Source organism: Bacillus sp. KNSH39 (assembly GCF_052656585.1).
On sequence record NZ_JBQXYO010000001.1, the window covers coordinates 2966083 to 2985165 of the forward strand.

A 19083-nucleotide genomic window follows, 5' to 3' on the forward strand; every position below is an offset into this window, starting at 1 on the left:
CTAATAGTAAGCCACCTCCAAGGTTTTCTCAGAACATATTTTGTAGTCATAGAACCCGAACAAAAAAAGTGCGGGCATACGACACCCACACTTGTAAAATCTTAAGTAAGAAATACATTTACCTGTTAACTGCGAATGCGTCCATCAGGTGAGAAGCGGGTGCTTCTACTTGTTCCACAAAACAATATTCTATTATCCTTGATGAGTTTATCATAGGACATGACGTCTGTCAAGAAGACGCGATGTGTTTTACTAACAACAAGAAATATTGTAACAAACAACTAACATACTTGCAATACTTTTTTATGATAAGTGTTACATGGTTATTTTTTCTAATTTTTCTCAAGTATATTACATAAAAAAGCCGCGGTATACCGCGGCTTTTTCTTATCGTTTTCCTTCTACTTTAATCATGTCAACAAAAGCATCTAATGCGATTGTTTCTGATTTTTGTTCACCATATTTACGTACGTTTACGCCGTTTTCAGTTACTTCATTGTCACCTACTACAAGCATGTACGGAATTTTTTGCATTTGTGCTTCACGGATTTTGTAACCGATCTTCTCTTCACGAGTGTCTAATTCAACACGGATACCAGCACGACGCAATTCGTCTTGTACTTTCTTCGCATAGTCTAAATGTACTTGCGGAGAAACTGGAATTACTTGTACTTGAACTGGAGCTAACCATGTTGGGAATGCACCTTTGTATTCTTCAATTAAGAAGGCTACAAAACGTTCCATAGTTGATACAACACCACGGTGAATTACAACTGGACGATGTTGTTTACCGTCTTCACCAACGTATGATAATTCAAAGCGTTCTGGAAGCAAGAAGTCTAATTGTACAGTTGAAAGTGTTTCGTCTTTTCCAAGAGCAGTACGAACTTGAACGTCAAGTTTTGGACCGTAGAATGCCGCTTCACCTTCAGCTTCATAGTAATCAAGACCCATTTCATCCATAGCTTCTTTTAACATACCTTGTGCTTTTTCCCACATCTCATCATCCGCATAATACTTTTTAGTATCTGCTGGGTCGCGGTAAGATAGACGGAATGAGTAGTTCTCTAAACCGAAATCTTTGTACACTTCTAGAGTTAAGTTTACAACACGTTTTAACTCTTCTTTAATTTGATCTGGACGAACGAAAATATGCGCATCGTTTAAAGTCATTCCGCGTACACGTTGTAATCCAGATAACGCACCTGACATTTCATAACGGTGCATTGTTCCAAGTTCCGCAATACGGATTGGTAATTCACGGTAGCTGTGAATATCATTTTTATAAACCATCATATGATGAGGACAGTTCATTGGACGAAGAACTAATTCTTCGTTATCCATTTCCATTGATGGGAACATGCCATCACGGTAGTGGTTCCAGTGACCAGAAGTTTCATAAAGCTCTCTGCTTCCTAGTACTGGAGTATATACGTGATCATAGCCTAAGCTTGCTTCTTTATCAACGATATAACGCTCGATAATACGACGAATTGTTGCACCCTTTGGTAACCAAAGTGGTAAACCTTGTCCTACTTTTTGGCTATTAGTAAATAGTTTTAATTCTTTACCTAATTTACGGTGATCGCGCTCTTTCGCTTCTTCAAGCATACGTAAGTGCTCATCTAATTCCGCTTTTTTAACGAATGCAGTACCGTAAATACGTTGTAGCATTTTATTATTGCTATCGCCGCGCCAGTAAGCACCTGCAACGCTTAATAATTTAAACACTTTAATTTTCCCTGTAGATGGAAGGTGAACACCACGACAAAGGTCGAAGAATTCGCCTTGCTCATAGATTGAAATAACTGCATCTTCTGGAAGATCGTTAATTAAATCTAATTTTAACTCATCGCCGATTTCTTCAAAGCGACGAATTGCTTCTGCACGTGGTACTTCATGACGAACGATTTCTAAGTTCTCGTTCACGATTTTTTGCATTTCTTTTTCGATTTTCTTGAAGTCTTCAACTGTAATTGCTTCTTCCATATCAATATCGTAGTAGAAGCCATTTTCAATTACTGGACCAATGCCGAGCTCAACCTTAACATCTTTATATAAACGTTTTAACGCTTGTGCTAAAAGGTGGGCTGTTGAATGGCGTAAAATATATAGGCCATCTTCAGAATCTAATGTAATGATAGAAACTGCACCATCTTCTTCGATTGGTGTAACAAGATCGATCATCTCATCGTTTAATTTTCCAGCTACAGCTTTTTTCTTTAAGCCTGGGCTAATAGAAGCTGCGATTTCTTCAGTTGTTACGCCTTTTGGAAACTCCTTCACAGCTCCATCAGGGAAAGTAATTTTAACTACATCTGCCATCACTGGTCACTCCTCTTTTTCTCAAAATAAAAAACACTCATCCCGTAAAAAGGGACGAGTGTTGAATTCGTGGTTCCACCCTTGTTCCAATTAACATAATTGTTAATTGCTCAAGTTCAACATAACGGTGTTGTCCGTTAGCAATTACTAGAAAAACCGTTCACTGCTAAAGTTTAGAGGTGGTAAGTAATAATCCCGTACTAGGAAGCTCACACCCTAAGGCTTCCCTCTCTGAAAATCGTAGAAAACTACTCATGTCCTCATCATGACATTTCAATATATTTCATTTATGTAGGTAATTATATGCTCAAAAACTTAGAAAATCAAGGGCGTTACCTTTATTTTTTAAATTTTTCACATTGCGCTCAAAATCATGTAATCCATGTAATTGGACCCGTTCTTGGAACACATTTCGCAAAGTAATAATCATATTATGGTCTTGTTCTTTCGTATATAAATAAATCTTTTTAGGCGAAATAGAAAGAAGCGGCGCAATTACTTTCGTATCAATATATACATCATTTTGCTTTAATAATTCCTCATCTATATATTGGACCAACTTCTCCTGTTTTAAACGTCTACCTTTATCATCATAAAAGATAAAGCTTTCATCAAAAATAAGATGCACGCAAGACAAACGTGATTTACGGCTACTTACTTGTTGCCGAAGCGTCTCAATGAACATTTGGTATTCTTGCTCCATCTTATATTCATCAATTGCCACTTCCGCAAGTTTAGCCACCATTTCCCTATATGTACGAAGACGAAAACGGATATATGATGAAAACGAGAATGAGAGCGGATCACAAAGCCAATTATTTAAAGAAGACTTAATATATGACTCAAATGCGTTACGCGTTAAATCCTGAGCTACACCTTTTCTTCTTCCCTTTAAAATCTCATGTGCCATGTGCAATATTTGATGACACTCTTCTTGTTCTTCATAAAAAAACTTTTCTTTTAAAATCGTATAAATCCACTCATTTTGTTTCACATTCACAATGAAATACACCATTACTGGCAATAAGATTTTTTCAATATAATTCGATTCACGTACTGGTATGTGAATCACCACTTTTTGTTCCTGTAAATACACACTCGTTTCCTTATATAACACTTCCGCTCTTTTCAGCAATTGTCTATATACGTGCATAGCATCATTTTTTTCTTCGAAGCAAATTTCAATCACTTTTGTCCCCCCTTTTATCCCCGCTCTAAAGGACTGTATCTATACGTTACAAATCCTATAAGAGTCCGTCCCGCGTGAATTTCACTCTTAGTAGAATCACATTTCCTATCGTTAGAAAATCCACTCAATATGGCTTGCTAATTTTATATATATTAAGGGAGGGAGAAAAAAATGATACAAGCTACTATGAATTTTTATTGTATACTTTACTTATCAATAAAAGGGGGTATCTGAATGTTTGAATATAAATTCGTAAAAGTCGAATTACATTGGGGGTTCACTCGCTCAAAACCAGCTGAAGACTACCAAGAAATTATTCAAGAACATGCTAGAGATGGCTGGAGGTTCGTACAGATTGTTGCCCCTACGTTTGGCAGTTCTGGACAACCTGAATATTTCGACCTCATATTTGAAAAGAAAATATCACTATAATACAAAAGAGCAAGCTTCTCAGCTTGCTCTTTTACTTATGACGACGGTTTTTCCCACCAATCGGAATTGGTTTCGCTAAATATTTAATTCGTTCCATAATACGTGCTGCCTTCATTTCTTCAGCCTCGCCACGCTGCGTATACGTTAAATGGTGTTCCAGTTGTTTAAAATCAAAATTAGACGTAAAGAACGTCGGTAAGTTTTCTAACATACGGAATTGTAAGATTGCACCGAGTACATCGTCACGGACAAAGCTTGACATCGCTTCTGCCCCGATATCATCTAACATTAAAACTTGTACGCGTTTAACCGCATCAATCTTCTCACCAATCGAATTATCTTGAATTGAACTTTTAATTTCACGTAAAAATTCCGGGAAGTATACGAGCATCGAACTTATTTTCTTTCGAGCAAGCTCGTTCGCTATTGCTCCTAACAAATACGTTTTTCCTACACCAAATTTACCGTACAAATATAAACCTTGTGCTTTTTTACCTGGTTCATATGTACTTAAAAATTCATTCGCTGCACCAATCGCATCGATACGTGCATTTAAATCAGAAGGATCTAAGTTTTCCATAGTTGCCTGTAAAATATCCGTTGGCATATATACACTTTGAACAAGTTTTTCATATTTCTTTCTCTCGTCATGCGCTACTTTTCTAACGCAGCGATCGTATTGAATATCAATCATCTTCCCTTGAATAACAAGCTTTGGCTCGTACCCTTGTAGCATATTTTTACATGAGCCTAAATCCGGACAATCCACGCAACCTACACTTTGTCCAATATATTCATATAACTTCACAAGACTGCGCTCAATCATAGAAGTCGTTACTTCACCCTTATGTTCATCTATAAATTCTTTCACACGCGGATGCGCCATTACTTCTGCCTTTAATACTTCATATCTATTTTTAAAGTTTTCATTTTCCATTAATTTTGCAAATGAATTTTGAATATGCTCCATTTTCTCACCTCAAAGAGCGTTCATTCTCTTCTATTAATCACGCTTATATTTTTTTAACACTTCTTCTAGTCGTTTTCGTTCATCTTCTAGCGTACTTGCATCTTTTTCTACACTTACATCTTTCTTCACTGTTTCTTTCTCTTGTTCTTTCGGCTCTTCTTCCTTAAGCCAATCTGGCACCATTTCTTTCCGCACCGTTTTCTTCGCCGTACGGCCTTTTTTCTTCGTCTCAGCCCACTCTTGATATTGACGGTTCTCTTCTTTCGCTAACGCCATCGCGTCCGCTACTGTACCGACCTTTTTACGTGCCCAATGCCCAGCAATCTTCTCGACATACGTTTTCGCAAGTTTCATATCTGAGCGTAGCATAACGTAATAAATAAGTACATTCACAACTCCTGGTGTCAATTTTTGATTAATCATGACATCTTCAACGATCTGCAAGTCCGCTTTCGTTGCCTCTGCACCACCAGAAATCTCTTTCAATAGTTGTTTTGGTGAGATTTCCTCTAGCTGCTTTATTAACATCTCCTCTTGGGATGAAGGCTCTTTCTCTTTCATCGTACGTGCAACATGAGGCTGTACTCTTTCACTTAATACCGGTAATGCTTGACCATTTTCAAATTGATACCAATCGCGCGCTCCTTTTCTAAGCCTTTCCATATCAATTGTTTGCATCTCTGTCACTGCACCAAGAACGATATTTTGCATCGATAACACATCTACACCATACACGTAAGCAAGTGTTATAACGCAGTCTCTCACTTGATCTGTAATCGCCTTTTTAGGAACAAGAGCGGACAATCCATCTACAAATAAAGAGAAATCAAAGAAATCATTCCAAACTTTCGGAGCGTCTCCCTTCTCGTTACTTGGCATAGTTGTCGTTTTTGGAATACGAAGGTCTTCTTGCGCATGCTCAAGTTGTCCTGGATTAAACGAACCAAACACATCATTGAAAGAACGCGTAACATTTTCATAAGAAGCAAAATCAAATTCTTCTTCTAAGAAATATTGCTTTACTTGATTATATTTTGTCCTGCTCAATCGATTGTATAAAAAGATACTTAAAACAATATCATCAAAAAACTGCTTCGGAGATAAAGGTGGTTGCAACTCATATATGAACATTCGAATATCTTTTTCTTTCTTAATATATACCTTCAAAAGCCCAATTGCCTCTAACTTTACTCGTTCCTCATATACTTCAGGAAGTTGCATTTGCATAGTCACCATAAGGGAATGATGCGTATTCTCTTTTCCAAATACACGATCTTGCTCAAGCTCTCCCCATAGTGTCATGTATAAGCTAAAAGCTCTACTACCTATTAACGGCTGATACAACATCGTTAACACTTTTCGGTCGTAATTGTGCAGTAGTCCTTTCGCACTTACTTTATAACGATCAATCGGCAATAGCTCCATCCATGACTGTTTTTCCATTCTTGCTTTTCCTTTCTCTCATCCAATCTATCCTCTACTTCATTCTTTCTATCTTCATTATATAAATTCTTAGTGAAAAAGAGCTATTAGCTTGCGCTTCTAGCTCTCTTATCCTATTACTTACGGTATGTAAAGAGAATAAAATACAACTTCTACTCTCTTTCTTTTTGCAGTATATCTTTTAATTCTTCAATAAATACATTTAAATCTTTAAATTGACGATATACAGAAGCAAAACGTACGTAAGCAACATCATCAATATCGCGAAGTTCTTCCATAACAATTTCACCAATCATATCACTTTTCACTTCTGATATACCTAAATTACGCAGTTCACGTTCCACGCTTTGTGTTACTTCTTCTAATTGTCTTAAAGATACTGGTCTTTTTTCACACGCTTTAATTAAACCGCGTAAAATCTTTTCTTTATTAAACTCTTCTCGTGTGCCTTCTTTTTTTACAACGATAAGAGGTGACTCTTCTACCCTTTCAAAGGTCGTAAAGCGACTTAAGCAGCTTTCACACTCTCTCCTTCTTCGAATAGAGCGCCCCTCGTCTACCGGACGCGAATCTAACACTCTTGTACCATTATGAGAACAGGATGGACAACGCAATTCATTCACTCCTTTACACTATACTCTTTATTTTTCTCTACTCACTTCACCTAAAATATATATACAATATTATATAACTCATTCTAACTCTCTTACCACTTTAAGTTCCAGCGCATCACTTTATCATCTCATCCTTAAAAATAAGATGGTATATAGGGCACTACCTCATTTGCAAGAGTCCAATTTATTCAACTAACGAGTACGTTATATTTTCCCTTTTTTATAAACTAAAAAAGAGGTGCATTATACACCTCTTTACATTTTAAATCAATTATGTTCTTTTTTAAAGAGCTTTTGTTTCTCTCTGCTTAATTTCGAAGCTACCAGTGCCTCGAGGAAGCTCGATGCTCTCACGCGTTTTCGCGTTTAAACCTTCTGCAATATATTCTGCAGCAACATTTGGATCAATACGATCCCCACAAGTATAAACATCAATACTTGCGTAACCGTGCTCCGGAAAGCTATGAATTGTTAAATGTGATTCTGAGATAATTACTACTCCACTTACACCTTGTGGTGCAAATTTATGGAAAGCAACCTCACGCACTTCAGCACCAGCTCTTAGTGCTGCATCCACAAATAATTGTTCAATATACGGCATGTCATTAAGCTTGTCGAAATCGCAATCCCAAAGTTCAGCGATCACGTGACGACCCATCGTATCCATAGTATCCATTCTACAGTTCCCCCTTGTAAATTTATTCTAACTGTTCGAATTGAAAACTAATTTGCAATTTGGCTTGCTCCACTACCACGGGGGAAAGTTAGTCCAGAGAGGTCCTAACCCTTTAAGTAGTGACTACGTACCTCAGCTCTTAAGTTTACGAGTGTTAGTATACTTTGTTTATTTTCATTTTGCAACAACAGTTTTTTCGATTTTCTGTCATATTTTCCTCTTTACTTTTCCCTAAAAAAAATAAACGATTCACAAATGCAGTAATCACAACGTTTCGTGGTATGTCCACTTTTTAAAATATACTTATATAATTTTTTTCCTTTTCAGAAAAAATTAAAAAAAGAGGGCAAATATCGCCTTGCCCTCTCCTCCCTTATTCACTTAAATGTGTTGCACATTTTCTTGTTTCGCTAACTCTTCAACAACTAACGTTACAAGATCTACAACACGACGAGAGTAGCCCCACTCGTTATCATACCAAGCAAGTACTTTCACTTTACGATCACCCATTACCATTGTAGATAAACCATCGATAATAGCTGAGTGTGTATTTGTATTAAAGTCGATAGATACTAAAGGCTCTTCGCTGAATTCTACAATACCTTTTAACGCACCGTTTGCAACAGTTTTGAATGCATCGTTAATAGCTTCAACTGTCACATCGCGTTTTACATCTACTACTAAATCAACAAGAGACACGTTTGGTGTTGGTACACGAAGTGCCATACCATGAAGTTTTCCGTTTAAATGTGGAAGAACTTTTGCTAGCGCTTTCGCAGCACCTGTCGTTGTCGGAATGATTGATTGTCCGCAAGCACGTGCTCTTCTTAAATCTTTATGTGGGTTATCAATATTTTTTTGGTCATTTGTATAAGCGTGAACTGTCGTCATTAAACCGTTTTCAATTCCAAACTGCTCATCTAACACCTTCACAACAGGCGCTAAACAATTTGTTGTACAAGATGCATTTGAAATAACAGTATGTTTTGTAATATCTAATTGGTCTTCGTTCACACCAACTACAATTGTTACATCTTCATTTTTACCAGGCGCTGTTAAAATAACTTTTTTCGCTCCAGCTTCAACGTGAAGAATTGCTTTTTCTTTCGAATTAAATTTACCAGTTGCTTCAATTACAACTTCAACACCTAAATCTGTCCAAGGCAATTCCTTTGGATCGCGGTTGTTTAAAAGGCGAATCATTTTTCCATCAACTAATAAGTGATCTTCAAATGCTTCTACTGTTCCGTCAAACTTGCCATGAACTGTATCATATTTAATTAAGTGTGCTAACGTTTCAGATGGATAGCTTGCATTGATTGCTACAATTTCGAATGCGCTTTCTTTTATTGCTTGACGAAATACCATTCTCCCAATACGTCCAAATCCATTAATTGCCACACGAGTCATAATATGTTATCCCCCTTGAATGCGTTATACTATTTATCTCCAATCCCAATAATAGTATAACACAAAAAGGGGATATGTCACTAAGCATTTTCATTAATTTCACAATTTTTTAGTCAATAATGTTCCACTTTTTTAAAATTACCTGCAATTGTGTTTTCGTTCCCATAATTGTGCCATCATTATTTATCACTTCATCTGCATTTTTCACTTTTTCTTCTAACGGCATTTGAGATTGAATACGAGCTGTTGCTTCTTCTTCTAAAAAGTTATTTCGTTTCATTAAACGTTCTAATTGCGTATGCGGCTTAACCGCTACAACTAAAATGCGGTCAACGAGACTTGTTAATTTGCTTTCAAATAAGAGAGGAATATCTAACACAACCGCTTGCATACCTTCTTTTATGTACATTTCCTTTTGCCTATTCATTTCCTCACGCACTGCAGGATGAACAATTTTATTTAACTGCAATCGTTTTTCTTCATTATAGAAAACGACACTTCCTAGTTTTGGACGATCTAGTTCTCCATCCTCTTGTAACACTTCCGTTCCAAATACTTCTACTATTTTGTTATATGCTGGTTTTCCTCGCTCTACAACTTCTCTTGCGATAATATCTGCATCAATAACTGGTATGCTCAGTTCACGAAACATTTGAGACACTGTACTTTTTCCGCTTGCAATGCCTCCCGTTAATCCAATTACTACTGTCATAATAATCCTCCTCATAATAAAAGGCGCGAAACTAATGTTCCACGCCCATACTTACATTTTCCAAATTCCAATAATGATGAGTAATACTCCAGGCAGGAATGTAAATTTTTGTAACCACTTCATATTTGATAAAACCGTTCCAAGTTTCATTCCAATAAATAAAAACAAAGAACTCATAACTGCAACTAATATCGCCATCATAGCGGGTGCATACCCTAATAAAGATGCACCAATTCCGGCACCAAATGAATCTACAGAAAGAGCTATACCAAGAAGTAATGCTTCTCCTGCAGAAATGGTGCCTGATTTATCAAAATCTGCAACAGTCGGTTTCCGTAAAATTTGAATCACTAGGCCTAGCGAGGCAATCTCTAATTTCCAGACCTTCTCCTCTTGCTTCGGTTCTTCTTTTCTCTCACTTCGAAAAAATTGATATAATACCCAAATCCCTATTCCAATAAGAACAAGCCCACCGATACGCGTTGCGATAACAGGTGAAAATACTTTCGCGATCATATGTCCAATTCCCATTGAAACAAGCATAACAGCCGCTGAACACATTCCGATAATTATAATTGATCTTAGTGGAATTCTTACGCTTCTTAAACCATATGTTAGCCCTACACTACAGCTATCTAAGCTTAATGTAAAAGCTAATAAAATAAGAGATAAATAAAGGTACATCGGTAAGCTCCTCCCTTATACATAGCTCTGCTGTATGTATATGACAAATGCCTATCCGATGTTATCTCTTTTCTATATTCTAGGCTGACAAATTGGGCAGTAATGCGTTCCTCGCCCGCCAACAACTGTTTTTTCTAATATCGTACCACAAGTTACGCACGGCTCTCCTTTTTTCCCATATACATTTAGGAGTTCTTGGAACGAACCAATTTGCCCTTGTGAGTTGATATACGTCCGAATTGTACTTCCGCCACGCTTTACTGCTTCGCCTAGCGTTGTAACGGTAGCCTCATAAATTCGCTCAATTTCTTCTACTGTTAAAGACGAAGCTTCTCGTTCTGGATGGATTTGAGAACGGAATAAAACTTCATCTACATATATATTTCCAAGCCCTACTAAAAGACGCTGGTCCAGTAGCACAACTTTTATTTTACGATTTGTCTTTTGTAATCTTTCTTGTAAATACTGCGGTGTCATTTCAGCATCAAATGGCTCCGGACCTAAGTCAGCAAGAGGCATTTGGTTCATTTCTTCACCTTTCTTAAAGAGATGCATCGTACCAAACTTTCTCACATCTTTATAATGTAATTCCGTTCCATCTGTAAATAAGAAACGGACGTGCGTATGTTTATCAATCGGCTCATCCTCTTGATGTAATAAAAACTTACCTTCCATACGCAAATGTGAAACAATGACATAATTCGTTACATATAAAAGCAAAAACTTTCCTCTTCGCTTTATATTTTCAATCTTCTCGCCTTTTAGCATTTCTTTAAAGATTTCTGCATCATCCGGTCGTTTCACTATTTTTGGATAAGTAACAATAACATCTTCAATCGTTTTTCCTGTTACAAGATTTTCAAGTGTCCGTCTGACGTTTTCAACCTCTGGTAATTCAGGCATTTCATCACTTCCTTATTTTGCGTCGTACCAAGTTGGACCGTAAGAATAATCAACTTTCAGCGGAACTGCAAGTTCAATCGCATGTTCCATTACTTCAGGTACAAGCTGCTCTAATTTTTCGATTTCTTCTTTTGGTGCTTCAAATATTAATTCATCGTGTACTTGCAGAAGAAGACGCGCTTGTAATCCTTCTTCTTCTAAACGATCTGCCATAATAATCATCGCTTTTTTAATAATATCTGCTGCAGTACCTTGAATTGGTGTATTCATCGCTGTACGCTCAGCGAAGCTACGCAAGTTAAAATTACGACTCGTAATTTCTGGAATATAACGGCGACGATTTAATAATGTAGCTACATATCCTTTTTGTTTCGCATCTTTTACGATGTCCTCCATGTATTCTTGTACACCAGGGAAACTTTCTAAATACTTTTCAATAAATTCCGCTGCTGCTTTTCTTGTAATTCCTAAGTTTTGTGAAAGACCATAATCACTAATACCATACACAATTCCGAAGTTAACAGCTTTCGCTTGTCGTCTCATATTTGAAGTTACTTCATCTTTTTCAACGCCAAATACATCCATAGCTGTTTTCGTATGAATATCCATGTCATGTTGGAACGCTTCAACTAGCCCTTTATCATTTGCAATATGAGCTAATACACGCAGTTCGATTTGTGAATAATCAGCCGCATACATAATCCATCCTTCTTCTGATGGAACAAATGCCTGACGAATCTTTCTTCCTTCTTCTAATCGAATCGGGATATTTTGCAAGTTCGGATCCGTTGAACTTAATCGACCTGTTTGCGTTAACACTTGATTAAAGCGAGTATGAATTTTAGATGAATCTTCATGTACAACTTTCAGTAAACCTTCAATGTAAGTTGAATTTAGTTTCCCTAATTGACGATAATGTAAAATATTTGGAATAATTTCATGGTGATTCATAAGCTTATCTAGTACATCAGCTGACGTAGAATAACCTGTTTTCGTCTTTTTAATAACCGGTAAGTTTAAGTTCTCAAACAGAATAACACCAAGCTGCTTCGGTGAATTAATATTAAACTCTGTTCCCGCAAGCTTATAGATTTCCTGTTCCATTTCCTTTAATCTACCCGCAAGTTCTTCTCCCATATTACGAAGACGCTCTGTATCAACTTTTACACCCTTTACTTCCATATCAGCTAATACACGTGCAAGCGGCAATTCTAACTCTGTAAACAGTTCATATTGCTCATTCTTCTTTAACTCTTCAACGAATGTTTGCTTTACATCATATAATACATGCACTTTACGAGCCACATGCTCCGCGACTACCTTTAACTCTGGAACAGCACGTTTCGCACCTTTTCCGTAAACTTCTTCATCTGATTTCACAGCATGCGTTTCTTTCATTTTCGCTACAGTACGGAAATCTTTATCTGTATCAGCCGGGTCAAGTAAATAAGCAGCGATTAATAGATCAAAGTCAATCCCTTGCATATCTATCCCATTCCATTTCAGTGCAACGATTGCACGCTTCGCATCAAATGTATGCTTTCTCATCTCTCCATCTGCAAGCCACTCTTTAAAAGCATCTGACTTAAGAGCAATGTCTGTCTGAATAAAGTAACATCCATTTTCATTTTGAATACCGAAACCTTGAATGTCTGCTTTATGATAGTTATCTTCTTGTACTTCAACGATAAGCGCACTATCTTGCTGAAGCATTTCTTCTGTAACTTCTTCCACAATATCAAATGTAATATCATCTAATTCAGCTGGAGCTGTTTCTTCTGGCGTAACGCCTAATTTATTTAAAAGAGATGTAAATCCTAAACTCTCGAACATTGGAATGACATCACTTGCTTCATATCCTTTATACGCCATATCATCCACATGAACTGTAATCGGCGCATCTGTAATAATAGTTGCAAGATCCTTACTCATAAGAGCTTGTTCTTTATTTTCTTCCAGTTTTTCTTTTAATTTCTTCCCACTTACTTGATCTAGATTTTCATACACTTCTTCAACCGTTCCAAACTGTGTTAACAATTTAATCGCCGTTTTTTCACCAACTCCTGGTACACCCGGAATATTATCTGATTGGTCTCCCATTAAACCTTTCATATCGATAATTTGCTTTGGTGATAAGCTGTATTTTTCAAATAAAGCTTCTTTCGTATATTCATCCACTTCTGTAATCCCTTTTCGCGGAATACATACAAGCGTGTTATCAGAAACAAGTTGAAGTAAATCTTTATCTCCTGAAATAACTTTTACACTCGCCCCTTGCTCACTCGCTTCTTTCGCTAACGTTCCCATGATGTCATCCGCTTCATAATTTTCTAATTCATAACGCGGTACATTGAACGCATCCAGCATCTCACGAATAAACGGGAACTGCTCTGATAATTCAGGTGGAGTCTTTTGACGTCCTCCTTTATACTCACTATACGTTTTATGACGGAACGTTGTTTTGCCTGCATCAAACGCCACTAACATATGAGTTGGCTTTTCTTCCTCTAATATTCTCATTAACATCATTGTAAAACCGTAAATTGCGTTCGTATGTATACCTTTGTCGTTATTTAAAAGCGGTAGTGCAAAGAAAGCACGATACGCGATATTATTACCATCTACTAATACGACCTTTTTTTCCAAAATTGAAACCTCCCCATACAAATTTGAAATGATTTTTTTCACAGAAAAAAACCGTTCCTTTCCTCTCTCTATATTAACATGACTAATAGAGAGAAGAAAAATAACGGCTATTTTCTTTCATATATAAAACAGACTTATATTGGCATAAAGGGAAGTGACGAGAACAGCTTAACTATTCTCGTCCAAAATTACTCCTTGGATGAAGGGGTTTTCATGTATTATATTAACAGAGCTTTATTAATATTTAATTAAGCCATTGTTAATATATTGTAAACATCCTTCATCCTATTTTTCAGTTGCTGATTTCGGTAAAACAACTGTAAACGTTGTCCCTTCTCCAACTTCACTATCTACTGTAATCGTACCTTGATGCGCCTCAACTAAATGCTTTACGATCGACAATCCAAGGCCGGTACCACCAGTATTTCTACTTCTTGCTTTATCCACCCGGTAGAAACGTTCAAAAATACGCGGAATTTCCTCTTTACTAATACCAATTCCAGTATCCGATACTTTTATATAAGCATTATATTTATCTTCCGCTAACTCTACTGAAACAACGCCTCCAGCCGGTGTATATACGATTGCGTTATTAATTAAATTAATAAAGATTTGTTTCAAACGACTTGGATCTCCAATAACAGAGGCACGTTTTAATACATTAACTTGTAAAGAGATTTCTTTTTCTCCTGCTTTATTATCAAGTACCATATGAATATCTTCAAGCAGCTCCTTCATATCAACGGTTCCCATATTTAATTTAAATCCTTGTTGTTCGATCTTCGACAAATCTAATAAATCTTCAATTAATCCTTGCATGCGCTCACTTTCTTTTAAAATAATGTGCAAGAAATGTTCGCAGAATTTTTTATTATCCATCGCTCCGTCTAAGAGTGTTTCTGAAAAACCTTTAATAGAAGTAATCGGTGTCTTTAATTCATGAGAAACATTCGCTAAAAAGTCTTTTCTCATTTGTTCTAATTTCTTTAACTCTGTTATGTCATGGAATACGAGAACAATCCCTTTCCATTCATGGTTTGTCCCGATAATCGGCGCTCCATATACTTCGAAATGCTTTCGTTCAATTCCAAGTGGCAATAACATTTGTTTACGCACTTTCACTTCTGTCATAAAGATTTCTTCTACAAGCTCAATAATTTCTGTATGATGAAACGATTCATAATATAAGCGATCTAAATATTCTTCATCTGTTACGTGGAAAGTTTCCTTATAAGAGCGGTTTACAAGGTTTATATATCCTCGGCTATCAATTAAAATCATTCCGCTTCCCATATTTTCAATTAACGTATGCAGACGATCTTGCTGCATTTCTTGTTCAAGTGTCATCTCTTGTAAATTTCGAGCTAAAATATTAATCGCTTTACTCAGCATTCCAGTTTCATCCGAATGACTTTCGTATGCACGTGCTTTATAATTGCCCTTTGCCAATTCAATTGCAACTTTCGTAACCGATTCAATTGGCCTAATATATTGCCCTGTAATTTTCATACCTAAAAATACAACTACGAGACAAGCAATGACAAATCCGATAATTAATAATCCCCACGTTTTTTGATGTACGTCTCTTAAAGGATCAATTATACTTTTCACCAAAATGTATCCTTGTTTTCCTTCTACATCTTGAACGAACACCGCATGATAAAATTCATTCTTTCGATCCGTTTCTTTCGTAATCACTTTACTTCGTTGTTTTGCCACTTCCGAAGAAAGTTCTTTAATCGTCTCTGGACTAAATGCCAATTCTTGTCCTTTTCTATATTGAACTTTCTTTTTTTCATCCAAAAATACGATAGAAGCTGGTATTTTTTCTTCTAACTTTTCAAATATGTATGGTTTTTTTAAGACATTATCAAAACCTTGCTCTTCTGCTAACGTCGCAACATACTCTGTCTCTTTTACCATTCTCTCTTTAGCATGATCTATATAGTAGTTTTCAAACACAGTTTCTAGTAATAAACCTAGTCCAACTAAAATAAATACAATAAGAGAAACAAATGTAAAAAGAAGCCTGGAACGAAATTTATTCATTCCCTTTTGGCTCCTCTAATTTATATCCTAAACCACGTATCGTTTTAATGTACGTCGGTTTTTTCGTATTTTGTTCAATTTTATCGCGCAAATGGCTAATATGAACATCAACAATTCGTGTATCACCAGCAAAATCGTAATTCCATACAGCACTTAGTAATTGATCACGTGTCAACACGCGACTTTTATTTTTCGCAAGATACACAAGTAGTTCAAATTCTTTTGGTGTTAATTCAAGCTTTCTTCCTTGGAAATAAGCCTCATAAAATTCCGGTAAAATTTTAAGTTCTGCAATTGTGATGCTATCTTCATCTGGCGCTTCTGCAACTTGTTCTTCTTGTTGTAATTTCGTACGACGCAAAATCGCCTTCACACGAGCAACAACTTCTCTTGGACTAAATGGCTTTGTCATATAATCATCCGCCCCAAGTTCAAGGCCTAGCACCTTATCAAACTCATCATCTTTTGCCGTTAACATTAAAATCGGCGTCATAACGCGCTGCAATCGTAATTCTTTACACACTTCCATACCATCCATTTTCGGAAGCATTAAATCTAATATAATTAAATCTGGGCGTTCTGTTGTCGCTTTTTGAAGCGCCATTTCTCCATCCATCGCTGTTATAACTTCAAACCCAGCTTGTTGTAAATTAAATTCGATTAAAGTTAAGATAAATTCCTCATCATCAACTACTAAAATACGATTGTTCATTCTTTTCCTCCAAGTTATAGACTTGAAACCTTCTTCATCCTAGTATTTTCCCCGTTATTCTCATCATACTAGAAAACAAGGTCCCTCTCAATATAATTGTCTATTCATGGAGATCGTTTGTGTAGAATTGAGAAAATAGAAGTAATTACGATTCACCTGCAACTACACAGGATTTTGCCAAACTTTATAGATTGCTCTCTCTTCTTTAAAGCTCACTTCCGTATGAACTATAAAATCTTGATTTTGTGCTAGGAAAAACGAAAGAGCATACGCTATTTTATAATCTGGTGTTTCATATCCATCAAATACTCTCCCGTACATTTCATTCGCAACCCCGTCTACCCACACTTCAGCTTCTCTTACCGTTTCAAAGATCACGTCTTCTCTTTTCCACCTCACCTAAAAAACCACTCCTTTAATTGACTTCAATTACCGATAATTATATTATTAATCTTAATATATAAATTAACAATATAAAGAGGTCTATTATGCGACTAATACTATCCATTCTATCTTTAGCAGTCACATGTATCCTTACTTTTAACGCTCCGAGCTGGGATACGATTAAAACGGGGTGCTCAGAATTTGCTGAAGGGTTCAAAGAAGGGTTCTTCAACTAAAAATAGCGCTAGCATCCTTATTAAAGGTATGCTAGCGCTATTCATATTTTCATCTTTTTAAAAATTATCTAATGCTTTTTCCATAATAGAAACTGATTTAAAAGGTGGCGTTACTGTTAATGAACCTTTCACAACAGTTTCTCCTTTTTCATCATGAGCAGATACAAGCATATCAATTGTATGTTCCTCCTCAGAAACAGCCACAACTTCAAAGTGGATTTGTAACGTTTCATAATGGTGAACATGTTTCACGAATGTAAGGTCCTTTCTCGTAATATGACTTCCTGGACCCGGTAAATATTTCGTAACCGCCGTTGTAATCATTCCCGTTAGCATAATGCTTGGTACAATCGGCTTTTCATACGGAGTTTGGGATGCGTAATCATGCTGAATATATAATGGATTGGCATCATTCGTTAACCCTAAGTACAATAACAAATCTTTATCCTCAATTTTTTCAGTGATAGATAATTTCTCTCCTACTGTAATTTCATCCATTTTACGACCAATTTGAACTTTTTTCTTTAACATGTTACAACCCCCTCCGATTTTTTCACCTTATTATCCTACTAAAAGCGATACCTTATCCGAAATTTACTATGATGAGGGCAATGTATAGTATAAATCTACAGTTTCATTATAGGATATTACAAATGATAGCGTTTTCATATTATTTCAAAAAAACAATTCGGTAAATAGTAGAAAAAGATTCGGAATCCCGAATCTTTTTCACTACTATTCAATTATTAAACAAGAACTTTCATTACATTACGTACAGATTCTACAGAGCGATCTAACGCTTCTTTTTCATCTGCAAGAAGTTCTAATTCAATAATTTTTTCAATTCCGTTACCACCTAGAATTACTGGTACCCCTAAGTAAAGGTCACTATAACCATACTCACCTTCAAGGTACGCAATAGCTGGTAATATACGGCGTTGATCTTTTAAGATTGCTTCTGTCATTTCAACTAAAGAAGCTGCTGGTGCGTAATATGCACTACCGTTTCCTAATAAGCCTACAATCTCACCGCCACCTTTACGTGTACGTTCTACGATTGCTTCTAAACGCTCTTTCGGAATTAACGTTTCTAACGGAATACCGCCTGCATAAGAATAACGCACAAGAGGTACCATGTCGTCACCGTGTCCGCCAAGAACAAATCCTGTAATGTCTTTTACAGAAAGATTTAATTCTTGTGCGATGAATGTACGGAAACGAGCTGTATCTAATACACCCGATTGGCCGATTACACGCTCTTTCGGGAATCCTGCTTCTTTAAATACAGAATATGTCATTGCATCAACTGGATTTGTTAACACAACAATAATTGCATTTGGTGAATGTTTTGCAATGTCGCGCGTAATACTTTTCATAATTTTAGAGTTTGTTGCTACTAAGTCATCACGGCTCATACCAGGCTTACGTGCAATACCTGCTGTAATAACGACAACGTCAGAATCAGCAGTATCTGCGTAATCAGATGTTCCAATAATGTTAGCATCAAAACCTTGTACTGGGCTCGCTTCTAACATATCTAACGCTTTCCCTTTTGTTGGATTTTCCAGTTGTGGAATGTCCACTAATACAACATCTGCAAGTTCTTTTTGTGCTAATAAGAATGCCGTTGTTGCTCCTGTAAATCCTGCACCGATGACTGAAACCTTCTTGCGTTTGATTGTCATAATTTACCCCCCG

At 36.5% G+C, this 19083-nt stretch carries 17 protein-coding genes and 2 other annotated features; of the genes, 1 reads left to right on the top strand and 16 read right to left on the bottom strand.

Annotated features, from left to right (window positions below):
- Window positions 1-56 precede the first annotated feature (56 nt).
- Window positions 57-177 (bottom strand) — a sequence feature (ribosomal protein L20 leader region).
- Window positions 178-387: 210 nt separating this feature from the next.
- Both thrS and ytxC read right to left on the bottom strand, forming a co-directional pair.
- Entirely contained in the window at window positions 388-2325 is a 1938-nt protein-coding gene (gene thrS, locus ACUL40_RS15135; protein WP_000786083.1) for a threonine--tRNA ligase, read from the bottom strand.
- Between the two features lie 47 nt (window positions 2326-2372).
- Window positions 2373-2601, bottom strand: a binding site (T-box leader).
- A 31-nt stretch (window positions 2602-2632) separates the two neighbouring features.
- On the bottom strand, window positions 2633-3514 hold the full coding sequence (ytxC, locus tag ACUL40_RS15140; RefSeq protein ID WP_000569629.1) for a putative sporulation protein YtxC: 882 nt from the start codon (window positions 3512-3514) through the stop codon (window positions 2633-2635).
- A 234-nt stretch (window positions 3515-3748) separates the two neighbouring features.
- Between ytxC and ACUL40_RS15145 the strand changes: the two genes are divergently transcribed.
- A complete protein-coding gene (locus ACUL40_RS15145; RefSeq protein ID WP_000464456.1) occupies window positions 3749-3946 on the top strand; it encodes a DUF4177 domain-containing protein in 198 nt (65 codons plus the stop codon).
- Between the two features lie 31 nt (window positions 3947-3977).
- Here ACUL40_RS15145 and dnaI read toward each other — a convergent pair whose 3' ends face one another.
- From dnaI to mdh, 14 genes are all read right to left on the bottom strand, one after another.
- A complete protein-coding gene (gene dnaI / locus ACUL40_RS15150; RefSeq protein WP_000400104.1) occupies window positions 3978-4916 on the bottom strand; it encodes a primosomal protein DnaI in 939 nt (312 codons plus the stop codon).
- A gap of 33 nt (window positions 4917-4949) precedes the next feature.
- Window positions 4950-6359, bottom strand: a complete 1410-nt coding sequence (locus tag ACUL40_RS15155; RefSeq protein ID WP_065381896.1) for a replication initiation and membrane attachment family protein — start codon at window positions 6357-6359, stop codon at window positions 4950-4952.
- Window positions 6360-6511: 152 nt separating this feature from the next.
- The gene (gene nrdR, locus ACUL40_RS15160) at window positions 6512-6973 is read right to left on the bottom strand and encodes a transcriptional regulator NrdR (RefSeq protein WP_001203687.1); all 462 of its coding nucleotides are present in this window, start codon (window positions 6971-6973) and stop codon (window positions 6512-6514) included.
- A 283-nt stretch (window positions 6974-7256) separates the two neighbouring features.
- The gene (gene speD, locus ACUL40_RS15165) at window positions 7257-7640 is read right to left on the bottom strand and encodes an adenosylmethionine decarboxylase (protein WP_002003660.1); all 384 of its coding nucleotides are present in this window, start codon (window positions 7638-7640) and stop codon (window positions 7257-7259) included.
- A 390-nt stretch (window positions 7641-8030) separates the two neighbouring features.
- Complete coding sequence (locus tag ACUL40_RS15170) at window positions 8031-9059, bottom strand: glyceraldehyde-3-phosphate dehydrogenase (RefSeq protein WP_000198974.1); 1029 nt, start codon at window positions 9057-9059, stop codon at window positions 8031-8033.
- Window positions 9060-9168: 109 nt separating this feature from the next.
- A complete protein-coding gene (coaE, locus tag ACUL40_RS15175; RefSeq protein ID WP_000219314.1) occupies window positions 9169-9771 on the bottom strand; it encodes a dephospho-CoA kinase in 603 nt (200 codons plus the stop codon).
- A 51-nt stretch (window positions 9772-9822) separates the two neighbouring features.
- Window positions 9823-10455 (bottom strand): sporulation membrane protein YtaF, encoded by a 633-nt coding sequence (gene ytaF / locus ACUL40_RS15180; RefSeq protein ID WP_000281747.1) that lies wholly within the window; start codon window positions 10453-10455, stop codon window positions 9823-9825.
- A gap of 72 nt (window positions 10456-10527) precedes the next feature.
- Window positions 10528-11358, bottom strand: coding sequence for a DNA-formamidopyrimidine glycosylase (gene mutM, locus ACUL40_RS15185; RefSeq protein WP_001114478.1), 831 nt, complete (start codon window positions 11356-11358; stop codon window positions 10528-10530).
- A gap of 12 nt (window positions 11359-11370) precedes the next feature.
- Window positions 11371-14004 (bottom strand): DNA polymerase I, encoded by a 2634-nt coding sequence (polA, locus tag ACUL40_RS15190; protein WP_000412825.1) that lies wholly within the window; start codon window positions 14002-14004, stop codon window positions 11371-11373.
- A 285-nt stretch (window positions 14005-14289) separates the two neighbouring features.
- Window positions 14290-16053, bottom strand: a complete 1764-nt coding sequence (gene phoR / locus ACUL40_RS15195) for a sensory box histidine kinase PhoR (RefSeq protein WP_142408093.1) — start codon at window positions 16051-16053, stop codon at window positions 14290-14292.
- Window positions 16046-16765, bottom strand: a complete 720-nt coding sequence (phoP, locus tag ACUL40_RS15200; RefSeq protein ID WP_001065220.1) for a two-component system response regulator PhoP — start codon at window positions 16763-16765, stop codon at window positions 16046-16048. Before phoP ends, phoR begins: the two co-directional genes overlap by 8 nt.
- Window positions 16766-16927: 162 nt before the next feature.
- Entirely contained in the window at window positions 16928-17164 is a 237-nt protein-coding gene (locus tag ACUL40_RS15205; protein ID WP_016125934.1) for a hypothetical protein, read from the bottom strand.
- A 278-nt stretch (window positions 17165-17442) separates the two neighbouring features.
- Window positions 17443-17916 (bottom strand): MaoC family dehydratase, encoded by a 474-nt coding sequence (locus ACUL40_RS15210; RefSeq protein WP_000914180.1) that lies wholly within the window; start codon window positions 17914-17916, stop codon window positions 17443-17445.
- A 215-nt stretch (window positions 17917-18131) separates the two neighbouring features.
- The gene (mdh, locus tag ACUL40_RS15215; protein ID WP_000153230.1) at window positions 18132-19070 is read right to left on the bottom strand and encodes a malate dehydrogenase; all 939 of its coding nucleotides are present in this window, start codon (window positions 19068-19070) and stop codon (window positions 18132-18134) included.
- Window positions 19071-19083: the final 13 nt, after the last annotated feature.